Raw genomic sequence first — 21827 nt, forward strand, 5'->3', positions numbered from 1 at the left:
AGAAGCAAGTTAAGAGGGAGATTCTCTCCCTCTTGCTTTTAAACAGTTAAAAAAGCAATATAATGATAAAATTAAATTCTAAAATAATCTTTCTTCTATTGTGTTTGATCACATGCTTAATAACTATCATCTCCAATACTGTATTAAACACAGATGAATTATTGATAAGCAGTCTATCTGAAAAAATGACACAAGATCAAATCAAAGAAGCATTTGAGTTCAATAAGAAATGGCAATGGTCAAGTTATCTTTTTATCCCCATCTTTTTATTTATTAAGATTGGCTTAATTAGTTCGGTACTTTACATGGGGTTGTTTTTCTTTAACAAACAAACCACCTTTAAAAGAACATTTACCATAGTGACCAAAGGTGAGTTTATATTCATTGGTGTCGGCATTATTAAACTAATATGGTTTAGTTCTCTAGAAGTATATACCCTAGAAGATATACAACATTTTTATCCCTTATCGGCATTAAGTATTGTCGGTCATGAAGGACTATCTCCTTGGTTTTTATATCCGTTTCAGACACTTAATCTTTTTGAGCTTGTCTATTGGATTGTACTCGCTTATCTCATTAGTAAAGAAATTAAAACATCTACAGACAAAGCATTAAAAATTGTTGCGAGCAGTTATGGATCTGCATTATTGATATGGGTAGTTGCCATTATGTTCATTAATCTCAATGCAAGTTAAATTAGGTTCAATAATCAATACATATGTACTATGAAAAAGTCTATTAAAATCATTATTGTAGGTTTTGGAGTGTCTTTGTTCTCCTTTCTAGGATATCAAGTATCAGCAAAAATTAGCTCCAAAACAAAAATCGAAAATACATTACAGACGTTGCCTGATTTTTCATTTGAAAATTTAAGGGGAAAAGCATTTACAAATAAGAATCTCAAAAAAGGCCTGCAAACCATTCTTATCTATTTTAATAGCGGATGTGATTACTGCCAGAACGAAGCAAAATTAATCAAAGAACATATTGATGAGTTTAACAACGTTCAATTCATTTTTGTTTCGACCGAGACTATTGATGAAATCAAAACTTTTTCAAAACAATACCAACTTAACAACTATGATAACATTACTTTTTTATCTGATAGACGAGATGATTTTACCACTCGTTTCGGTGCTACTTCAGTTCCCTATTTGCTAATCTATGATCAAGATCAAAAATTGATAAAAAGACACAAAGGACAGCTTACCATAAGTGGTATTCTAAAAGCTTTAAAGTAAACCCAAATGAAGGAGCAAAAACCAGTGGCCGATTTGTGAGAAAATACGATCACTGGTATGTTCCCTTCTAAAAAGAACGGTACTATGAAAAAGAAAACTCTTGATAAAAATCTGATTCCAAAAACATTCGTGCTACAACAAGATCAGAGTGATTGTGGAGTAGCTTGTTTATTATCAATTATAAAATATTACAAAGGCAATCATTCCTTAGAAAAGCTACGAGAGCTTAGCGGTACCACTAAACAGGGAACTACTTTATTAGGCTTGTATCAATCCGCAAATCAACTAGGGTTCACAGCTCAGGGATGTGAAGCCGATATTGAAGCATTAAAAAATCATGAAAGTCCCGTAATCTTACATGTAATACTTGACAAGAACTTACAGCATTATGTAGTTTGCTATGGGTATGAGCAAGGTAAATTTATTATTGGAGACCCAGCAAAAGGAATAGAGTACTATACCGAAAACGAATTAGATACCATCTGGAAATCTAAAACATGCCTTACTCTTGGTCTTAACGAAAACTTTGTAGAAATCGAAAAAGAAACATTGGCCAAAAAAAAATGGTTTATCCAACTAATTCAAGAGGATTACAACTTACTTTTTTTTAGTGTTTTACTAGGCTTATTTACGGCTTTGCTAGGCATGTCTTTGGCTGTTTTTTCTCAAAAATTAATTGATGACATATTACCTACGCACAATATAAACAAGCTTATTACGGGAATTGTTTTGGTAGGTTTTTTATTGATCATAAAAACACTTTTCACAGTACTTAGGTCTTATTTTTTGATCCGTCAAAAAAAGGATTTTAACAACCGTATTATTGATAATTTTTATTCATCATTATTAAAGCTTCCCAAACCTTTTTTTGACACTCGTAAAATCGGAGAGCTGGTTTCAAGACTTAATGATACCCAAAGAATACAGGGGGTGATACACACTATTGCAAATTCTTTTATTGTTAACTTACTCATCTCTATTGTATCTTTGGGTTTCTTATTCTATTATTCATGGCAAACAGGATTAATAGCCTCCATAAGTCTACCTTTTTATTTTTTACTTATTTACGGTTTTAATCAAAAAATCATCCGTACCCAAAAAGAAGTGATGCAAACCAAAGCGCATAGTCAAAGTAACTATATCGCAACCATGAATGGAATCGCAACCATAAAAAACAATAACAAACAATCTATATTTCAACAAATCAACAAAATCATTTACGGAAATTATCAGGATAAGGTATTTGTACTAGGACAAATCAATATTAGACTATCTTTATTTTCTGGAGTTTTTGGCGTACTTTTTTTGATCGGAATATTAACCTTTACTTCGTTCAAAGTATACCATAACACATTACAAATTGGAGAATTAATGGCAATACTAGGTATTGCAGGGTCTTTATTACCCTCTGTCGCCAGTTTGGCTTTGATTGCCATACCTATTAATGAAGCCACTGTTGCTTTTAATAGAATGTATGAGTTTACCTCAATTAAAAAAGAAGAAAAAGGAACTTATACGCTTCAAGGTTTTACATCTCTCTCGATAAACAACCTCTCTTTTCGTTTTGCAGGTAGAAGTCAACTACTCAAAAACATCTCACTAGATGTAAACATAGGTGAGTGTATTGCCATTGCAGGAGAAAGCGGAAGTGGAAAAAGCACATTAGGGCAAATTATTCAAAAGTTTTACTCGCCCGAAAACGGAGATATTACTATTAACCAACGTCATAGCTTAAACGATATTACACTAACATCATGGCGAGATCATATTGGGGTAATCGAGCAGAATATTCATATTTTTAATGGTACTGTTCTGGATAATATTGCTCTTGGTTCTTCTGATACTCACGAAGACATACTTAAGTTTTGCTCTGATTATGGTTTTGATCAATTTATAAAACAATTCCCGCAAGGGTATATGACCATTTTAGGAGAAGAAGGAATAAACTTATCTGGGGGACAAAAACAAATATTAGCACTGGTCAGAGTATTATATAAGAAACCTCAACTATTAATTTTAGACGAATATACTTCGGCTATGGATCGAAAAACAGAGCAATTCTCATTAGAACTCCTCACTAAAATCAAGAAAAAGATAGGGATTATATTTATCTCTCATCGACTTCATTCTTTACCCAAAATTGCTGATCGTATCTATATCATCGAAGACGGAGAAACTAAAGTTTCTGGCTCTCATCAAGAACTGATGTTGACCTCTAATTTTTATAGTGAATTTTGGAGTCAATTAAACGAAGAGTATCAACAAATACTTATTTAAAAACTCATCCTTTCACATCCAGCGCATCTCTAAGCGCATTACCTATTAACATAAAAGCCATAACAAGACTCATAATACCCAATCCTGGTATAATGGCGAGATACGCCTTACCTAAAATGATATACGAATAATGATCCTTGATCATAGCACCCCAACTGGGTGTTGGTGGCTGTGCGCCTATTCCCAAAAAGCTAAGTCCGCTCTCTATTAAAATCGCTCCGGCAAAATTGGCCGCAGAAATAACAATTACAGGTGCAAGGCTATTTGGTAATATATGTTTTGTAATAATTCTGAAATTTGTAAAGCCTAGTGCTTTTGCCGCGGTTACATATTGCATTTGTTTTACACTAAGCACTTGCCCTCTAACAACTCTAGCAACCTCAACCCACATTGTTAAACCCACAGCTATAAAAACCTGCCAGAATCCTTTCCCCAGAGCTAATGTAATAGCAATTACTAATAATAGCGTAGGGATTGACCAGGTAACGTTAATAAGCCACATAATTACGGCATCTACTCTACCCCCAAAATAACCCGCAGCGGCTCCTAAGGATATTCCTAAAATCAGAGAGATTAACACCGCCACAAAACCAATAGAAAACGAAATTCGAATACCAACCAACATCCTGCTTAACAAATCCCGGCCGTATTTATCTGTCCCTAATATAAAAGTGGTTGTATTTACAAATTGATCAGTTATTTCATCGGTAGTAAGCTCTTTTGGGAATTTTTGTAGTGGAATCATTTTTGGTATCCCAGTAGTATCATCTTCACTATAAGGGTAGGCCTTCAGCACATCGCCTACTACCTCAAATTTCTCGATAGGAATCTCATTATCTGTATTTTGTTCACCAAAAAATAATCTACTAAAAAAACTATCATTCGATACTTTTTGAGATGGTACAGTTAGCATCTTCACTTCAAATCCTGGTGGTTTTGAGTGAATAGATAAATGCATTTGATTTGCATTTTTGGAATCGTCTGGTGCCAAAACATATGCAAAGACTGCTATAAAAGCGCAAAAAACGATAAAATAAAAACTCAAAACGCCCCAAAAATTCTTTTTGAATTTTTGGAGCGCTAGTTTACTTAAAGAGTTTGATTTTATCTCTGGCATTAGCCTTAATTCTTCAATGAAAGAGGGTTTTTGGATCTTCTAATATTATTTATTTTTAAATCCTCAAGTACGCTAATAGCTTCCTCTACATATACATCTTTACTTAAGCTTTTATGCCATCTTTTTCTTTTCTCAGCCAAAACAGTATCAGCCTTTATTAATTCCTTCTCATAAGGTAAAGACTCAAAAGTAAGATTAGTTTTATAATCGTTTATAGCATCAAAACGTTCTGCTTGCTTCTCGTTGAGTACAATATTAGACTTATACTTATCATACTGTAAAGAATAACGATCTATATCTCTTTTTTGTCTTACCCATTTTGCGTTTTCTTCAATCAGTTTTAACTGATCATTTTTAGACATTCTCTCTTTACTATTAGCAATGGTCTGATTAAAGTCGATATATCCATCCCAAAGGTCATAATCTGCTGCTGCTATTTTATCCCAAGGCAAAGGGTTTTCTTGATCTTTTTCTCCAATGTCGATATAACTATATCTATCTGGAACTACAACATCACTTTTTACACCTTCTAATTGCGTAGAACCACCATTAACTCTATAAAATTTTTGAGTAGTTAATTTTAGAGCTCCTAGATCTCCAAAATCATTACTACGCATCCAACGGTTAAGGTCCATTACATTTTGTACTGTACCCTTACCATATGTTTGTTTGCTTCCTATAATAATTGCTCTTTTATAATCCTGCATTGCAGCAGCCAAAATTTCTGAGGCTGAAGCTGATAATTCATTTACCAAAATCACCAACGGACCATCCCAAAGTACATTTCTATCTTTATCACTTAAGACTTCAGGAGACTCTCCTTTTGTTCTTACTTGAACGATAGGTCCTTTTTCGATAAATAAACCTGCTATATCAACTACAGTTTGTAATGATCCTCCTCCATTATCTCTTAAATCAACAACCAAACCATCCATATCTTGTTCTTTAAGTCGGATAATTTCTTGTTTAACATCTTTGGCAGCATTACGTTGATTATAATCCTGCATATTAAAGTAAAACTTGGGTAAATTAATTACTCCAAATGTTTTATCGTTCTTTTTAACGACAGATGATTTTGCATATGTTTCTTCAAGCTCAACAACATCTCTTACAATCTCAATATTCTGTGTTGTACCATCTACTTTCTTTACAGTAAGAATTACTTTAGTTCCTTTAGGTCCTTTTATTAGGCTTACTGCATCATCAAGACGCATTCCTACAATGCTTACTGGCTCTTCTTCTTCTTCTTGTCTTACCTTCATGATAAAATCTCCTACTTCTACCTGACTACCTCTCCAAGCTGGTCCACCCGAAATAATTTCGATAATTTTTACATTATCATTCTTCTTCTGAAGCCTAGCTCCTATTCCTTCTAATTTACCAGACATTGCAATATCAAAACGATCTTTATCCTGAGGTGCAAAATAATACGTATGAGGATCAAACTCCTCAACTATTGAGTTGATGTAGATAGAGAACCAATCTTTACGTTCTAAATCATCAGCAAATTCGAAGTATTCTTGTAACGAAGATTTTGTAATATCACGAGCCTCTCCTTCAAGAACAACTGAAGTTTTTCTTTTATACTCTTTATTCTTAGTAACAGAATCTATTTGTTCTTCAACTTTATCATAATAACTTGACAAGGCGTTAAATTTAAGTTGCAATCTCCATCTATCCGTCATTTCCTTTTTATTTTTCACATAAGCAAGATTCTCATAATCTGTATCGATCATCTCTTCTTTAGCAAAATTAAAAGGAGTATCAAGAATTTCTTTATACAACGTTCTAGCTTCTGTCATTCTCTGCTGTAAACGTTGGTAGGTTAAATTGAAAAAAGTAATTTCTTTATTCCTTATTTCATCATCAATAAGTTTTTCATAATCCTTGAACTCATCAATATCACTTTGATAAAAATAACGTTTCAATGGATCTAAAGCATCCACATAATCAGAAAAAACTTCTTTAGAGAAATCATCATTAATATCCTTCGCATCATAATGCCCTTTTCCTAAGACATAACTTATTAAATCAATTAGTAATTTGTCTTTATCCGGATCATTTTCAACCTTAGAAGTAAAGCTACAAGAAGCAGCAGAAACAATCACGGTAAGCATCAAAATCAAAAAACTCTTTTTCATACGCTTAAATAAAATTTATGGGGTTTCTGGCAAAATACATTAAAAATCATGCCAATTACCCGTAATAATACTAAATTTTTCTTAAATGAACTAATATTAGAGGTTACTCTTTCTATTGCCCTCTTTTCGTACAAAAAAAGTGTATTTTTACATTCACAAAAATCAAAAGCTATGGCCCAAAAAAAACCATTAATACTGGTTACCAATGATGATGGAATTACGGCTCCTGGAATACGAGCACTGATTAGTGTAATGAATGAAATTGGAGATGTATTTGTGGTAGCCCCAGATAGTCCTCAAAGTGGCATGGGGCATGCTATTACCGTAAACAACACTCTTTATTGTGATCCTATAGTAATTGATAAAAATGCTCCTCAAAAAGAATATAGTTGCTCAGGAACACCTGCAGATTGTGTAAAAATGGCAGCTAGGCAGATTATGGAAAGAAAACCAGATTTATGTGTTAGCGGTATTAATCATGGTTCTAATTCTGCCATAAATGTGATATATTCTGGTACAATGAGCGCTGCCGTAGAAGCTGGTATCGAAGGAATTCCTGCCATTGGGTTTTCATTATGTGATTACGGAATGGATGCTGATTTTGAGCCTTCTAAGAAATATGTTCGAGCGGTAGTAGAAAATGTGCTAAACAACGGATTACCAAAAGGAGTTGTATTAAATGTGAATATCCCAAGGTTACCTGCAGAGAAAATAAAAGGAGTTAAAATTTGTAGACAAGCAAATGCACATTGGGTTGAGGAGTTTGACAAAAGAACAAATCCTATGGGACGTAAATATTACTGGCTCTCGGGTAAATTTATTAACGAAGATAAAGGAGAAGATACAGATGAATGGGCATTAAAACAAGGTTATGTTTCTATTGTTCCTACGCAATTTGATCTTACCGCCCATCATTTTATACAAGAATTAAACAACTGGTCATTACATGATTAAAAAAGAAATTGGAATAGGTTTGCTTATAGGTTTAACAGCAAATAGTATTGGTTTTACACTTTGTGTATTCATTTTTTCGGCACTTAGTCAACAAAATTTATCATTTATTGAAACTATTAAAGCATCTCTAGAAAATGATTCTTTTGGTAGTCTTATCGTTTTAGGAGCAATCCCAAATCTAGTAGCATTCTTTTTATTTATAAAAAAAAACAACATTTATCGTGCACGTGGCGTACTTCTTGCTACCCTTATTGCAGCTATTTGTATTGCAATTAGTAAATTTGGGTAACCTATTATAATATAACCCTTTATTTTGATGAAATAAATACATGAAATACTATCTTATTGCAGGAGAAGCATCAGGTGATCTACATGGTGCAAATCTTATGAAATCTATCCGTATTGATGACCCCGAAGCTGAATTTAGATTTTGGGGTGGAGATCTCATGCAAGCCGTTGGAGGATCAATAGTAAAACATTATAAAGATCTTGCTTTCATGGGCTTTGTAGAAGTGTTATTGAATATATTTACAATTCTAAAAAACATAAAAATTTGTAAAAAAGATATTCTAGAGTTTAACCCCGATGCCATTATTTTTATAGATTATCCTGGATTTAACCTTAGAATTGCAGATTGGGCGAAACAAAAAGGTTTTAAAACCCATTATTATATCTCACCTCAAATATGGGCCTGGAAAGAAGGGAGAATTAAAACCATCAAGAGATGCGTAGACATGATGTATGTTATTCTTCCTTTTGAAAAATCTTTTTATGAAGACAAACATAATTTTCCGGTTCATTTTGTAGGACATCCGCTAATCGATGCCATTGCTGATCATCAGCAAATTATGCCCGAGGTTTTTAAACAACAACATAATCTAGACGAACGACCAATTGTAGCTATACTTCCTGGAAGTAGAAAACAAGAAATTAGAAAAATGCTGGAAGTAATGCTTACCGTGGTTGACGATTTTCCGGATTATCAATTTGTTATAGCCGGAGCGCCTAGTCAAGATGCTTCTTTCTATACTCCTTTTATCAAAAAAGAAGGAGTTCATTTGGTAATGAACCAAACTTATGATTTATTAAGTTTAAGTAATGCGGCGCTAGTTACTTCTGGTACGGCTACTTTAGAAACTGCATTATTCAAAGTTCCCGAAGTAGTGTGTTACAAAGGGAGTTATATTTCTTATCATATTGCCAAAAGAGTTATTAATTTAGAATATATCTCGCTGGTAAACCTTATAATGAATAAACCAATTGTCACCGAACTCATACAAGCAGAGTTTAACAAAAAAAGACTTAAAGAAGAACTTACCAAGATAATAGATGATTATAAAAGAGCAGTAATGTTTCTTGACTACTATGACCTTGAAAAAGAACTAGGAGGCAAAGGTGCGAGCCAAAAAACTGCTAGGCTTATTGTAGAATCTATAATTTAAAAGTGTTTTAATGAAAAGAATAGCCCGGTATCTCTTACTTATGATGTTCAGTTTTTTAATTTACTCCTGTGGGAGTACTTCAAAAAACAAAGCGGTTATTTCTCAACAAACGAAAAAAACTCCTAAAACGAAAAGGCCCAGCAATCCTAATTACAAAAAGATCAAAAGTATAATAGGCCATGCCAAAACTTTTAGCGGAACACGATATAAGTATGGCGGAACTACCAAAAAAGGTATGGATTGTTCTGGCCTAATTTATACATCATTTAAAAAAGAAAATGTTATTCTTCCTAGAACTTCTAGAACGATGGCAACTCAAGGTAAAGCTATAGCATTAAAAAAAGTAACTGTTGGAGACTTATTGTTTTTTAAAACCAATAAGCGAAAAAATGTTATCTCACATGTAGGATTAGTTGTTGAAGTCAAGGGAACCATCAAATTCATACATGCATCCACCTCTAGAGGGGTAATTATATCCAGTCTTGAAGAAAACTATTGGAATAAAGCTTTCGCAAGCGCCCGGAGGGTCCTATAACTTAATTCTACAAAAAATAAGGTTAGTTTCAAAAAATGAAACTAATGTATAGTAGTATTACATTTTAAGCAACTGATGTGAAACTACTTAATATTCCGTTTATATCAATTACTATTTCGACCATACTAGGAATCATTCTTGGGTACTATCTTCATCTAAATACTTTTTTACTTATACTTGGTTTTCTTATTTCAGTATGTGTTTTAGGTATATCCTGGAAACGATCAAAAAAAATATTTAGTAAAGGATATATATTTTTCTTCATAATGATCATTTTGTTCATTGTGTTTGGAGCTGCCATTGTTAATATTCATGACCCAAGAGGTTCCTCTAATCATTATACTACTCAAATACAGCTAGAAGAATTACAACAAAAATCAATCGGAATCAAATTTTTCATTCATCAACGATTAAAGCCTACTACCTACTATGATAAATACATCGTTTCTGTGGAGCGCATCGAAAACAAAAAAACTCATGGTAAATTATTACTTCAAATCTCAAGAGATAGTATTCACAAAAAATTAAATATAGGAGATAGTTATACAACTATAGCAGAGATTAAACCTATACCCAAACCATTAAACCCTCATCAATTTAATTATGCCAAATATCTAAATAAGCAATATGTGTTTTATCAAATAAGCACACGCAAAAACCTATTAATTCATAATAAAACTAATAGATGGTCACTTTATACCGTAGCAGATCGTATTAGACTACATATCAATCAAAAACTAAACAACTACAACTTCGATTCTAAGCAATTATCTATTATAAATGCATTGCTTCTGGGTCAAAGACAAGACATTGATCACGAAACTTTTGGCCAATATCGAGACGCCGGAGCTATTCATATTCTTGCAGTATCGGGTTTACATATAGGAATTATATTACTTTTTTTAGATTTTATATTAAGTCCATTACAACATTTTAAGAGGAAAGGAAAAATTGTCAAATTAATTCTGATCATCCTTCTACTTTGGTGTTTTGCAATTATTGCAGGATTATCTCCTTCGGTTTTAAGAGCAGTGACTATGTTTTCATTCATGAGTATTGGATTGCAAATTAGATCAAAAACAAGCATCTACAATTCATTGTTTATATCCATGTTTGTTTTACTGTGTTTTAACCCACTCCTCATATTCTCGGTAGGTTTTCAATTAAGCTATCTTGCAGTTTTTGGCATCGTTTGGGTACAACCCTTATTAGCCGGTATATATCGTTCTAGTGCTTACATCCCACAAAAGGTGTGGGAAACATTTACCGTTACTATCTCTGCTCAACTTGGTATATTGCCGTTAACATTATTTTATTTCAATCAATTTCCCCTGCTTTTTTTTCTATCCAATCTTATAATTATACCCTTTTTAGGAAGCATTCTAGGGTTTGGTATTTTAATAATTTTGTTGGCCTCTATAGATGTACTACCCACTATCATGGCCGATCTATTTGGTACATGCATTAATCTAATGAATTGGATCGTTAATAATATTGCCCAACAAGAAGATTTCTTGATTTCTGAAATTCCTTTTTCATGGAAAATGCTTGTCATTTTATATGTTATTATTATCTCCTTAATATCAACTATAAAGAAATTTAATAAAAGAAAAACATATACTTTCGGAATATCCTTATTAATACTAATATGCATTCTAATTTATGAAAAGCGAAAAAATCTCCATCATGAAGAATTTATAGTATTTCATAATCATCAAAACACAATTTTAGGAACACTTCAGAATAAACGATTCACTATCTACAGTAAAGAGGAAATAACTAAAAACACTCAAAATTTCTTGTTTGGCAATTATCTTACCCAAAACGCTGCTCATCTGGATAGCCAAAAATCTTTAAAAAATGTATATCGCAATAAAGAATATACCATTTTAATAATAGATAGTAATTCAATATACGACATTCCATCTTTACGACCGGATATTGTTATTTTATCTGGATCTCCAAAATTACATTTAGGGCGAGTTATAGCTAGTTTACATCCAAAACAAATTATTGCTGACGGAAGCAATTATAAAAGTTTCTTACATCAATGGGAAACGAGTTGCAAAAAACATAATGTTCCGTTTCATCGTACTGATAAAAATGGTGCCTTTGTTTTAAATAAGTAAAACGATATAGGCATTGCCTTATCTATATAATTATGGGATTTCCTTTGTTGCCCATACCTTATACACCGTTTTTTATTCGGGATTTTAACTACTTAACAATCAGGTAATTAACCCTTTACACATAGGTTTATCACGCTAAATTAAATCACAAATAACTCATTTTCAGTACTTTAGATTAATATATAGATTTACAGCTTGAAAGTTCATTTTTTTCAAAATCAACATTACATATCTTTGAAATCGAAAAATCAATAGAACCATAAAAAATATCGTTTCTTTTGATACTACCTCACAACATTTAGAATCCCACAAATAACATAGTGTCATTAAGATTATACCATCTAAAAGGCAAGAAACAGAACTATACAAATCACTGTTCATAAAAAAAGAATGTACACTTTATCTTTTTTTAGGATTCAAAACTAACTGAAATACTAATTCTTAAAACCACAACAAAATGAAAGCAATTAAATTATTAGCACTATTTGCAATCATTGCAGGATGTTTTACATCTTGTCAAAAAGAAGAATCTAACAATGAACTACCGACACCAGTAAGTCAGGAACCTACAAAAGAGCAATTGATCAAATTATCTAATATGGGGGTAAACATAGATGAAGTGACTATAAAAAAAGTTTTCCTTCCAGACGGTACCAAAGAACAACATTTGGTATCTGGTGATATTAGTATCCCAATAGATGGGCTACATGAATATTCGAACATGGAAACTCTAGAAGGTGATAACAAACAATACCGATCTGATTACCTAGTAGCTCCACAATATCGAAACATTCGTGTTTTGGGATGGACTGGTGCAGGGTTTGAACTTACTCCAAGGATGAGAACAGGATTATTATGGGCGGTGGCCAACTATAACGCACTACCTAATACACTTAATTTCACAGTAACTTTTGGAACCGATCAGTCACAAGCAGATATGGTTGTGTATAGAGTTGCCGGAGGTCCAGGCGGATCTGCCGGTTTTCCTACTTCGAATGGTAAGCCAAATAGATATGTACGTATAAATACAGGACTTGATGTACCTGCTTACAGTCAAAATGTAATCGAACATGTAATTGGGCATGAAATAGGGCACTCTGTTGGGTTTAGACATCAGGATTGGTACAATAGATGGAGCTGTAACTATTCAGGGCCATTACCTGCAGAACCTTCTGTAAGTCCAGCTGCAATTTGGATTCCAGGAACTCCTTGGTCTCCATTTGCCGACTCCATAATGTTAGCTTGTTTTAATACTAGTGAAGATGGTGAATTTACAGATTCTGATAAAGATGCACTTAATATATTGTATTAACTAACAACTTAATTATTACAATTACAAAGCTCCCAAGTTCTTACGAATTTGGGAGCTTCTTATTTTAAAAAATATATAATGTCGAAATAACAAGAATTACAACATTACTAAAGCTTCTTTGAGAGATACATCTTCCTCTTCTGGAGAATTAATTATTTGCTGAATAATTTCTCGGATCTTAGGAATACAGTCTTTTGCCATTTTAGTAGGGCTATTAAAAAGTACACAAATCCCCATATCATCATCTGGATAAATTGCAATTTCGCTTCTAAAATTATTAACGCTTCCTCCATGATGAATGACTTTTTGCAATCTTTCTGTTTCGGTATTCATAAAAGAATGTACGCGCCATCCTAATCCGTAATAAGAACTAGAATATCCAGGCCATTTTTGATAATAATTTCTTCTTCCTCCTACTTGTACAACAGGATTAAATACTTGATCCATTACTTTGGGCATTAATACATCTGGGTTATTACCTAATAAAAACTTCATCCATTTACCCATATCAGTAACACTTGCATTTACCCCCCCTGCAGCTACTGCATTATAATACTTTTTATTAAGTTTCATTGTCCTCCACCCTCGCCGTATACGCTGGTGAGGTAAAGCAACATTAGTAGCCTCTTGTAAGGCTTCATAACTAGCTGAAGCTGTTGTCATTTGTAAAGGGTCAAATATCTTTTCCTTCATTACATCCTTTAAAGGTTTACCCGTTACTCGTTCAATGATTTCTCCACTTAACGCAAAGATTGCATTCTGATAATTATAAACACTTCCAGGTTCTTGAAGAGGAAGTACTTTATTAAATCGACTTGCTATAGCATCAAGAGGAAGCCCTGCCTCTACGAGGTTTGTATAACTGTGATATGGTAATCCAGCGGTATGAGATAACACATGAGATAGTGTTACTTTTTTTGCTGTGGCCATACTCGCTAATCTAAAATTTGGAATATGATCTATAATTTTATCTTCCCAATCAACTAATCCTTCTTGGACATGTATTCCGGTTAAAATTCCAGCAAATCCTTTAGAAACAGATCCTATTCGAAAAATAGTCTCTGCATCCACTCCATCAGTTATTGCTGCACTTTTATTTCCAAAACCTCCGGTATAAATAATAGAATCACATTTTACAATAGAAACAGCTGCTCCAACAATCTGTTTTTCACCAACTGCTTTATCAAAATAAGCTTGAATAGAATCCTGTAGTCTTCGTTTAAAAGAATCCGACATACGCGTTTCTTCATGTAACGGTTCTGGTAATAAAACAGCTTGGGCTTGTTCTGGTAATAGGGATTGCTTTGCAGATGCAAAAGAAAATAACAAGGCAATCAAAAGCATAGAGGGGGTAGCTATAGCTAATAACTTTTTCATTAAGTAGGTTTAGAGTTCAAAAAAAGAAAATATAATCGACAAAATCAAATAAAAACCCGATTAAATGCACAATACTTTCGGTTTTGAACCAAATTGGGGTATTATTATTAGTTCACGTATACAGTAACGAATAGAATTTCAATTAATTGCGTTATAAACTTAAATGTGATTACAAACAGTTTTTATGCGAGCAATACGTACAAAATAGGGAAAGGTTAATATTCCTTTATAAGGAAGTTCCAATCAAAGTCTTGAGAAATAGGAATCTCTAGGTTCAAAACAATTTTGTCTTCATTAATTTCCTGTACAAGAATAGCCTTTTTTTTTCTGAGTATATTCCATGATTTATTTTGATCACTAACTGATACAGAAACAGTATCATTTATTTTAAATTGTTCTACAACTGACCCTAGAGAACTTGTTAGTTTTCCTTGAAGATTTTTAGCAATCACACATTCGGCGCCAAGTCGAGAAATATTATTTCTAACTAATAAGTTAAAATTAGATGAAGCATCATCTTGATGTTCGAAATCTAGAAGTACTTCTATACCCTGCCTTTTATTAGGCGCCACAATAGGAAGCCTTGTAAGTTTTATTTCTTCTAGCGTTACATCCTCCATAGGAGGTAATAAAGATAAATTCTGTGAAATCCACTTTTCATATTTAGGTAAAAGATTTCTAAATTCTATTTTTACTTTGTTCTCTCCAGTTGTTTGAAAGAATAGGTCCAAATTTTTGTTCCAAATCACTTCGCGTTTGACAATACCAAAGGATGCATAATCAATCTCTTCAACTTTCCCTTCGATACTAAGAGTCATTGTACATATCATTGTCGAACCTATCCCGACAATAAATTGACCCTCTATATTTGACGATTTACATACTTGTCCATGATTGGCAATTTTCCAACCATTTTTCCAATTATTAAGATACACCTCGAATGCAGAAAAATATAAAGTAGTAGGAAAAGATTCTTTAACCACAAGTGATTTGGATTCCAGTTGATTAGTATGATTCTCCTTTTTCTCACTATTACCACACCCCGTTAGCCACAAAGCAAAATTAAATATAAGTATTGTAGTTATTATTCTCATTTTATAATATGTATTATAAAACTATAAAAATAATATCAAACCTTATTTACTTAAGACTATATAATTTTTTTAATTGGTAAATGTGCCTACAAATGATTTCTCGTACTTTTTCCATGCATCTGCACTGGTAAGTCTTTTATAATCATCTTTATAGATCATTTTAAGATAAAGCTCTAATTGCTGAGGCGTTTTAAATCCCATAACAGGAGCAATAAGATTTCCTTTTTCGTCAAAAAACACAATACTTGGATACCCTGATATCTTTAATGCATTTGCAAAAAAGTGTTGGCTATTTCTTCCTTTTCTCCCGGGTTTATAATTTGGATTAGTATATGTAAAGTCATTATAATGCACCTCTTCGGTACCTTCTGCATTAAACTTAACGGCATAAAAGTTTTCATTCACATATTCAACAACATCTTTATTATGAAAAGTTCTTTTATCTAGAAGTTTACAAGGACCGCACCAATCGGTATAGACATCCATAAAGATTTTTTTGGGTGTTGTCTTTTGCGCTTCTAGCGCTTCATTAAAAGACATCCATTTGATTTCTTGTGCTTGGGTAGATAGGCACATGATCAATGTAAATATAAAAAGTAGGTTTTTCATTGTACTTGTTTTTTCTATTTGTCGGAAACAAAAACTGTTCCTTATTTAAAAAACTTCACTCGTCTTTGGGAAACGAGTGAAGTTACATATTATTTTATTAATGTATACCGTGCATTAATTTCTTCATTTTTGGAGTAATAAAAATTAATATGACTCCAACCAAACAGGGTACGATCGTAAAAATCAAAAAGAAAGCAGACATAGAGTATTTATCAACAATAACATCAATATAACCTCCTACAAAACCAGCCAATTTATTACCAATTGCTATAGCCAAATACCATACCCCAAACATCAACCCAATCTTCTTAGCAGGAACCAATTTTGAAACATATGATAACCCAACAGGAGACAAACATAATTCTCCCATAGTATGTAGCAAATACGCTATTACCAACCAAACTAAACTTACCGATGCTGTTTTTGCACCTTGTGGTATGGTCGCCGCTCCCCACGCTAGCATCCCAAATCCTATTCCTAGAAAAATCATACCTAACGCAAATTTAATAGTAGCTGAAGGGTTATATTTACTTTCCCAAACTTTAGAAAACAAAGGAGCTAATGTTATAATAAATAAGGAATTTAATATCAAAAACCATGATGCTGGTATTTCGGTTGTTTCTTGTGGTAGTATTACTGAAAGTTTCCATATAGCAATACCCCAAACACTTAAAAAGCTTACACCTAAAACTATATTTGATAAAGAAATTTTCTTAAAAGTTTGCTGAAATAATTTCAATAACACCCATGTAATTATCCCTAGCGGAACTATCGTAATTAAGGTGTCTACAATCTTAAATATTGATGCAGAATTTCCTTCTAATACTCTTTGAGTAAACTTATTTGCAAAAATGGTCATTGATCCACTAGCTTGCTCAAAAGCTGCCCAGAAAAATACAACAAAAAAGGCCAAAACACCTACCACAATATAACGATCTCTTTGAACATTACTAGGAACCTTTTCTTTTGTAACTACTTCTGTGGTATTCTCAATTGCATCAGACAAATCTACCTTTTTAGATGGCTCCCTTCCTACATCACCAAAAATTTTTCTTCCAAACCAGAATTGAAACATCCCCAACAACATAAAAATCCCTGCTAAACCAAATCCCCAAGACCAACTTAAGTTTTCTCCTAGGAAACCACAGAGTAAAACCCCTATAAACCCTCCTGAGTTAACACCCATATAAAAAATGGTAAAAGCTCCATCTTTCCTTTCTGGAAATTGGTCATAAAGGCCACTAACTATCGATGTAATATTCGGTTTAAACAAACCGTTACCAATAATTAAAAGACCTACACCTATATATAACGTAGTTTCTGTATCTAATGCCATAGCAGCATGACCCAAAGTCATCACTAATGCACCCAAGGTAACTGCTTTTTGATATCCTGTAAATTTATCGGCAATCCATCCTCCTATAACTGGAGTTACATATACCAAAGAAGTATACGTTCCTAAAAGGGCAAGTGCTCTTTCATTAGACCACTCCCAACCACCTTCGGCAAAGGTAGACGTAAGGAATAATACAAAAATCGCTCTCATACCATAGTATGAAAATCGCTCCCACATTTCTGTAAAAAACAAGACAAATAATGCCGGTTTATGTCCTAAAAGGCTAAATGCCTTTGAATCGTTTAGTGTTGCACTCATGAAGATATTCTTAGTTATCTGCTAATTCGAAGCCTTCTGCTTCTTCATTTTTCAATACTCGTTCACTTTCCTCTACTCCATGAGTCAATCTTTTAAGAGGTTTTAAAATTGCTATAAACAACAACCCAATTACCACCGTAAATATTACTATTCCTGAAAATATTGTTAACTCTCCATAATCACTTGCAGATTCTCCAACAATTCCCGCTACTTTATTTCCGAGTCCTGTTGCAGCAAAATATACACCCATCATTAAGGAAGCATACTTAACCGGAGCTAATTTTGTAATAAACGAAAGTGCTACCGGAGAGATACATAATTCTCCTATTGTATGAAATAAATATGCTAAAACTAACCAAATCATACTAGAACTTCCTGACTTTTCGAATTCCATAGCAGCAAATACCATAAATAAAAACCCAAAGCCCATTATGATGATACCCAACGCCATCTTAAATAAAGATGATGCTTCTTTTCCTTTTAACTTTCTTTTAGCCCATATACTTGCAACTAAGGTTGCAAATAAAATAATGAAACCAGCATTTAAACTTTGAAACATTACCGTAGGAATTTCCCAACCAAAGAAATTTCTATCTGTATTTGTTTCTGTATATAAATTCATTAATCCTCCAGCTTGCTCAAAAGCACCCCAGAAAATAATTACCATAATAAAAGACAATAGTAAAACCAAAAAACGATCCTTAAATTCTTGCGAATCCAATTCTTTATAAATCATCATTAACAAAGCTGTAATCGCCGTAAGGAAAATAAACAATAAACCAAATCCCCACTCTAATGTATACCAACCATACACTGATAATAATATTAGAACTACAGTGACTATTAATTGTTTTGGAGAACTAAATAGTTTAGCATATAATTTCCCATAAGAAACCTCGCTATTATCGTTTTTAGAAGGTATGAAATTCCCTACTTCAACCAAATATTTTTGACCGTATAAATAATTTAAAAGACCTAAAACCATAACAATACCGGCCAGTCCAAATCCTGCATGCCATCCCCATTTTGCGACTACTAATCCTATTATTAAGGTTGCTAGTAAAGACCCTAGATTAATCCCTATATAAAAGATACTAAACCCTTTATCTCTTCGTATATCTCCTTCTTTATACAAACCACCAACCATAGTTGATATATTTGGTTTTAACAATCCAACACCCAAAATAACTAGACCCAAACCAGTATAAAATGCCCAGATGTCTGTTAAAACAAGGACTCCATGACCTAAACACAGAACAATTGCACCCAATAATACAGATTTTTTTTGTCCCAAAATTTTATCAGCAATCATCCCTCCAGGAATTGACATCACATACACCAACATAGTATACCAGCCATACAATGCCAAAGCCTCTTTACTTGTCCATCCTAAACCAGCACCTCTTTCATCTCCTATAGTCGCCGTAGTCATGTATAGAACTAATAACGCCCTCATTCCGTAATAGGAAAATCGTTCCCACATTTCTGTAAGAAATAGTATATATAATCCTACCGGATGTCCAAAAAGCTCTTTTTGATGAGCTGCTTTAACTGTATTTGCCATTATGTGAATTTAATTAATTATAAGTTGTTTTTAATGAAGTTAGTCATCTTGTTATATAGATGTAATCGGGTATTACCCCCATAAATACCATGATTTTTATCTGGGTAAATCGCCCAATCAAAATCCTTATTTGCCTGCACCAATGCTTCAACCAATTGCATTGTATTTTGTACATGAACATTATCATCTGCACTACCGTGCACTAATAAGAATTTACCTTTTAAACCATCTACAAAATTGATTGGCGAATTATCATCATATCCTTTCGCATTCTCCTGAGGAGTCATCAAATATCGTTCCGTATAAATCGTATCATAAAACCTCCAACTTGTCACAGGCGCTACTGCTATTGCCATTTTAAATGTATCAGGAGCTTTAAATAAACAGTTACTAGACATAAATCCACCATAACTCCATCCCCAAATTCCAATTCTAGAAGCATCGATATATTCTAATGCGCCAAGTTGTTTGGCTACAGCAATTTGATCTTGAACCTCAAGATTTCCTAAATCATTTTGAGTAACTTTTTTAAATTTAGCTCCTTTTAACCCTGTACCTCTTCCATCAACACAAACAATAATATATCCTTGTTGCGCCAACATCATATACCAGTAATCATTTGCTCGATGCCATGAGTTTTTTACCATTTGGGATCCTGGTCCAGAATACTGAAACATAAACAATGGATATTTCTTTTTAGGATCAAAATCTTTGGGCTTGATAGTCCACATGTTTAAATCTTCTCCATTCACCTGGATGGTCGAAAACTCTTTAGACCGAACATCATACCCTTTTAATTTTTCTAATAAAGCGCTATTATTCTTTAATTCTCGAACGACTTTACCTGTTGTCCCGTTGTTTAATGTATACTCATAAGGAGTAGTAGCATTCGAAAAATAATTGATGTATAGACTAAAATCTGCACTAAACTCTGCATCGTTTGATCCTTCTTTAGTACTTAATCTCTTTTTATCATTTCCATCAAGAGAAATAGCATAAACATCTCGATTGATATTACCATTTTCTACACTTTGATAATATATTTTTTTGTTCTTAGTATCATACCCGTAATATTGGGTGATTTCCCAATCACCTTTGGTAATTTGATTAATCAATTCCCCAGTTTCTTTATAATGATAGATATGATTATATCCATCTTTTTCGCTGGTCCATATAAAACTATTATCATCTAAAAACGTAAGGTTATCGGTAACATCAATATACGCTTCGTCTTTTTCATTAAGAACTACTTTTGGCGCTTTGGTCTTAGCATCCACAAAAATTAAATCCAGATTATTTTGATGTCTGTTCATTACTTGAACACTCAAAATATCTGGATTTACAGTCCACTTAATTCTTGGAATATAAAAATCTTTATAATCACCTAATTTGACTTCATCCAAAGCCATTGCCGTAATATCAGCTACAAAAAGTGATACTTTAGAATTCTTTTCTCCTGCTTTTGGGTATTTAAAAACATCTTGTTTTTGATATAAATCTTTACCATATACATCCATCGAAAACTCTGGAACTTCTCTCTCATCAAATCTTAAAAATGCAATTTTGTTACTATCGGCGCTCCAATCAAAGGCTCTTACAAAAGAAAACTCTTCTTCATACACCCAGTCTGTAACCCCGTTAATAATTTCATTTTTCTTACCATCATCGGTTAATTGAATTTCCTGACCGGTAACAAAATTTAACATGTAGATATTATTGTCTAATACATAAGCTACTTTGTTTCCATCAGGAGATAACATCGGAGATTGTATTTTTTTATCACTAATTTTAAATACTCCATTAGACGGAACATCATAAATATGATAAATACCTCTAGAAGAACGACGAAATATCTGTTCATTAGCACTAGAGATTAGTATTCTATTCTCGTCCTTACTAAACGAATATCCTTGAAACGAATCCAAATCATCTATTGTAGCAGAGCTAATCAATGTCTTAGCTTTTTCTCCAGTTTCATAATTATAGACTTCGATATTGGTTGCACCAGAAGCTTGATCTTTTTCTAAAACAGAATATTGAGTTCCATTTTTCATAGAATGTAATGATTGAAAGCCTTCGGTTCTGAACTCTCCTCCCCATATCTCATTTAAGGTAAATACTTTGTCCTGTGCATAAGACTCTAAACCTAAAAACAGTGTAATTACAAAAAACAATTTTGTAAACTTCATATCATATATGTATAAATTGTTAACGCCAAGAATACTAAAAAATCCGTGAAAAATACAACAATTGGTGTTAAATACAATAAAATCATAGGGCCTAAAGTGATTTTTTTTAACATATCGTTAAATTAAGGTAAAATCCAACCACACTTCCCAACAGCCAAAAATCAACACTGTAATCACCAAATACTCATAGAT

The 21827-nt window shown here is 33.0% G+C and carries 17 protein-coding genes; 9 read left to right on the forward strand and 8 right to left on the reverse strand.

The genetic code is table 11. From position 1 onward, the window contains the following. Nucleotides 1-62: 62 nt before the first annotated feature. The 3 genes from DK508_RS14850 (at nucleotide 63) to DK508_RS14860 (ending at nucleotide 3518) form a co-directional block, all read left to right on the forward strand. On the forward strand, nucleotides 63-695 hold the full coding sequence (locus DK508_RS14850; protein ID WP_160114729.1) for a hypothetical protein: 633 nt from the start codon (nucleotides 63-65) through the stop codon (nucleotides 693-695). Nucleotides 696-725: 30 nt separating this feature from the next. After that, on the forward strand, nucleotides 726-1241 hold the full coding sequence (locus DK508_RS14855) for a peroxiredoxin (protein WP_109301580.1): 516 nt from the start codon (nucleotides 726-728) through the stop codon (nucleotides 1239-1241). Nucleotides 1242-1325: 84 nt separating this feature from the next. Beyond that, nucleotides 1326-3518 (forward strand): peptidase domain-containing ABC transporter, encoded by a 2193-nt coding sequence (locus DK508_RS14860; protein ID WP_109302729.1) that lies wholly within the window; start codon nucleotides 1326-1328, stop codon nucleotides 3516-3518. 4 nt (nucleotides 3519-3522) lie between these two features. Here the strand turns inward: DK508_RS14860 and DK508_RS14865 are convergent, their stop codons facing one another. After that, on the reverse strand, nucleotides 3523-4635 hold the full coding sequence (locus DK508_RS14865; protein ID WP_109301581.1) for an ABC transporter permease: 1113 nt from the start codon (nucleotides 4633-4635) through the stop codon (nucleotides 3523-3525). Nucleotides 4636-4640: 5 nt separating this feature from the next. Next, complete coding sequence (locus DK508_RS14870) at nucleotides 4641-6776, reverse strand: carboxy terminal-processing peptidase (protein WP_109301582.1); 2136 nt, start codon at nucleotides 6774-6776, stop codon at nucleotides 4641-4643. 171 nt (nucleotides 6777-6947) lie between these two features. On the opposite strand from DK508_RS14870, the gene surE reads away from it, so the two are divergent. The 6 genes from surE (at nucleotide 6948) to DK508_RS14900 (ending at nucleotide 13148) form a co-directional block, all read left to right on the forward strand. Beyond that, nucleotides 6948-7730 carry a 5'/3'-nucleotidase SurE gene (gene surE, locus DK508_RS14875; RefSeq protein ID WP_109302730.1) on the forward strand — a complete coding sequence of 261 codons (783 nt, stop codon included), beginning with the start codon at nucleotides 6948-6950 and terminating at the stop codon, nucleotides 7728-7730. Continuing rightward, a complete protein-coding gene (locus DK508_RS14880; RefSeq protein WP_109301583.1) occupies nucleotides 7723-8019 on the forward strand; it encodes a hypothetical protein in 297 nt (98 codons plus the stop codon). The genes surE and DK508_RS14880 overlap by 8 nt, the downstream gene beginning before the upstream one ends. A 40-nt stretch (nucleotides 8020-8059) precedes the next feature. Then, nucleotides 8060-9172, forward strand: coding sequence for a lipid-A-disaccharide synthase (gene lpxB / locus DK508_RS14885; protein ID WP_109301584.1), 1113 nt, complete (start codon nucleotides 8060-8062; stop codon nucleotides 9170-9172). Between the two features lie 10 nt (nucleotides 9173-9182). Beyond that, entirely contained in the window at nucleotides 9183-9707 is a 525-nt protein-coding gene (locus tag DK508_RS14890) for a C40 family peptidase (protein WP_109301585.1), read from the forward strand. Between the two features lie 77 nt (nucleotides 9708-9784). Continuing rightward, entirely contained in the window at nucleotides 9785-11836 is a 2052-nt protein-coding gene (locus DK508_RS14895; protein ID WP_109301586.1) for a ComEC/Rec2 family competence protein, read from the forward strand. A gap of 457 nt (nucleotides 11837-12293) precedes the next feature. Then, the gene (locus tag DK508_RS14900) at nucleotides 12294-13148 is read left to right on the forward strand and encodes a M57 family metalloprotease (RefSeq protein ID WP_109301587.1); all 855 of its coding nucleotides are present in this window, start codon (nucleotides 12294-12296) and stop codon (nucleotides 13146-13148) included. 96 nt (nucleotides 13149-13244) lie between these two features. On the opposite strand, the gene DK508_RS14905 is transcribed toward DK508_RS14900, so the two are convergent. From DK508_RS14905 to DK508_RS14930, 6 genes are all read right to left on the reverse strand, one after another. After that, nucleotides 13245-14525 (reverse strand): serine hydrolase, encoded by a 1281-nt coding sequence (locus DK508_RS14905; protein WP_109301588.1) that lies wholly within the window; start codon nucleotides 14523-14525, stop codon nucleotides 13245-13247. 215 nt (nucleotides 14526-14740) lie between these two features. Then, nucleotides 14741-15619 (reverse strand): hypothetical protein, encoded by an 879-nt coding sequence (locus tag DK508_RS14910; RefSeq protein ID WP_109301589.1) that lies wholly within the window; start codon nucleotides 15617-15619, stop codon nucleotides 14741-14743. 69 nt (nucleotides 15620-15688) lie between these two features. Then, on the reverse strand, nucleotides 15689-16228 hold the full coding sequence (locus tag DK508_RS14915) for a thioredoxin fold domain-containing protein (protein WP_109301590.1): 540 nt from the start codon (nucleotides 16226-16228) through the stop codon (nucleotides 15689-15691). 97 nt (nucleotides 16229-16325) lie between these two features. Continuing rightward, the gene (locus DK508_RS14920; protein WP_109301591.1) at nucleotides 16326-17882 is read right to left on the reverse strand and encodes a peptide MFS transporter; all 1557 of its coding nucleotides are present in this window, start codon (nucleotides 17880-17882) and stop codon (nucleotides 16326-16328) included. 10 nt (nucleotides 17883-17892) lie between these two features. After that, nucleotides 17893-19446: a peptide MFS transporter gene (locus DK508_RS14925; protein WP_109301592.1), complete on the reverse strand. Its 1554-nt coding sequence runs from the start codon at nucleotides 19444-19446 to the stop codon at nucleotides 17893-17895. A 17-nt stretch (nucleotides 19447-19463) separates the two neighbouring features. After that, the gene (locus DK508_RS14930; protein ID WP_109301593.1) at nucleotides 19464-21635 is read right to left on the reverse strand and encodes a S9 family peptidase; all 2172 of its coding nucleotides are present in this window, start codon (nucleotides 21633-21635) and stop codon (nucleotides 19464-19466) included. Nucleotides 21636-21827 lie beyond the last annotated feature (192 nt).

The organism is Aquimarina sp. AU474, assembly GCF_900312815.1.
Classification (GTDB): Bacteria; Bacteroidota; Bacteroidia; order Flavobacteriales; family Flavobacteriaceae; genus Aquimarina.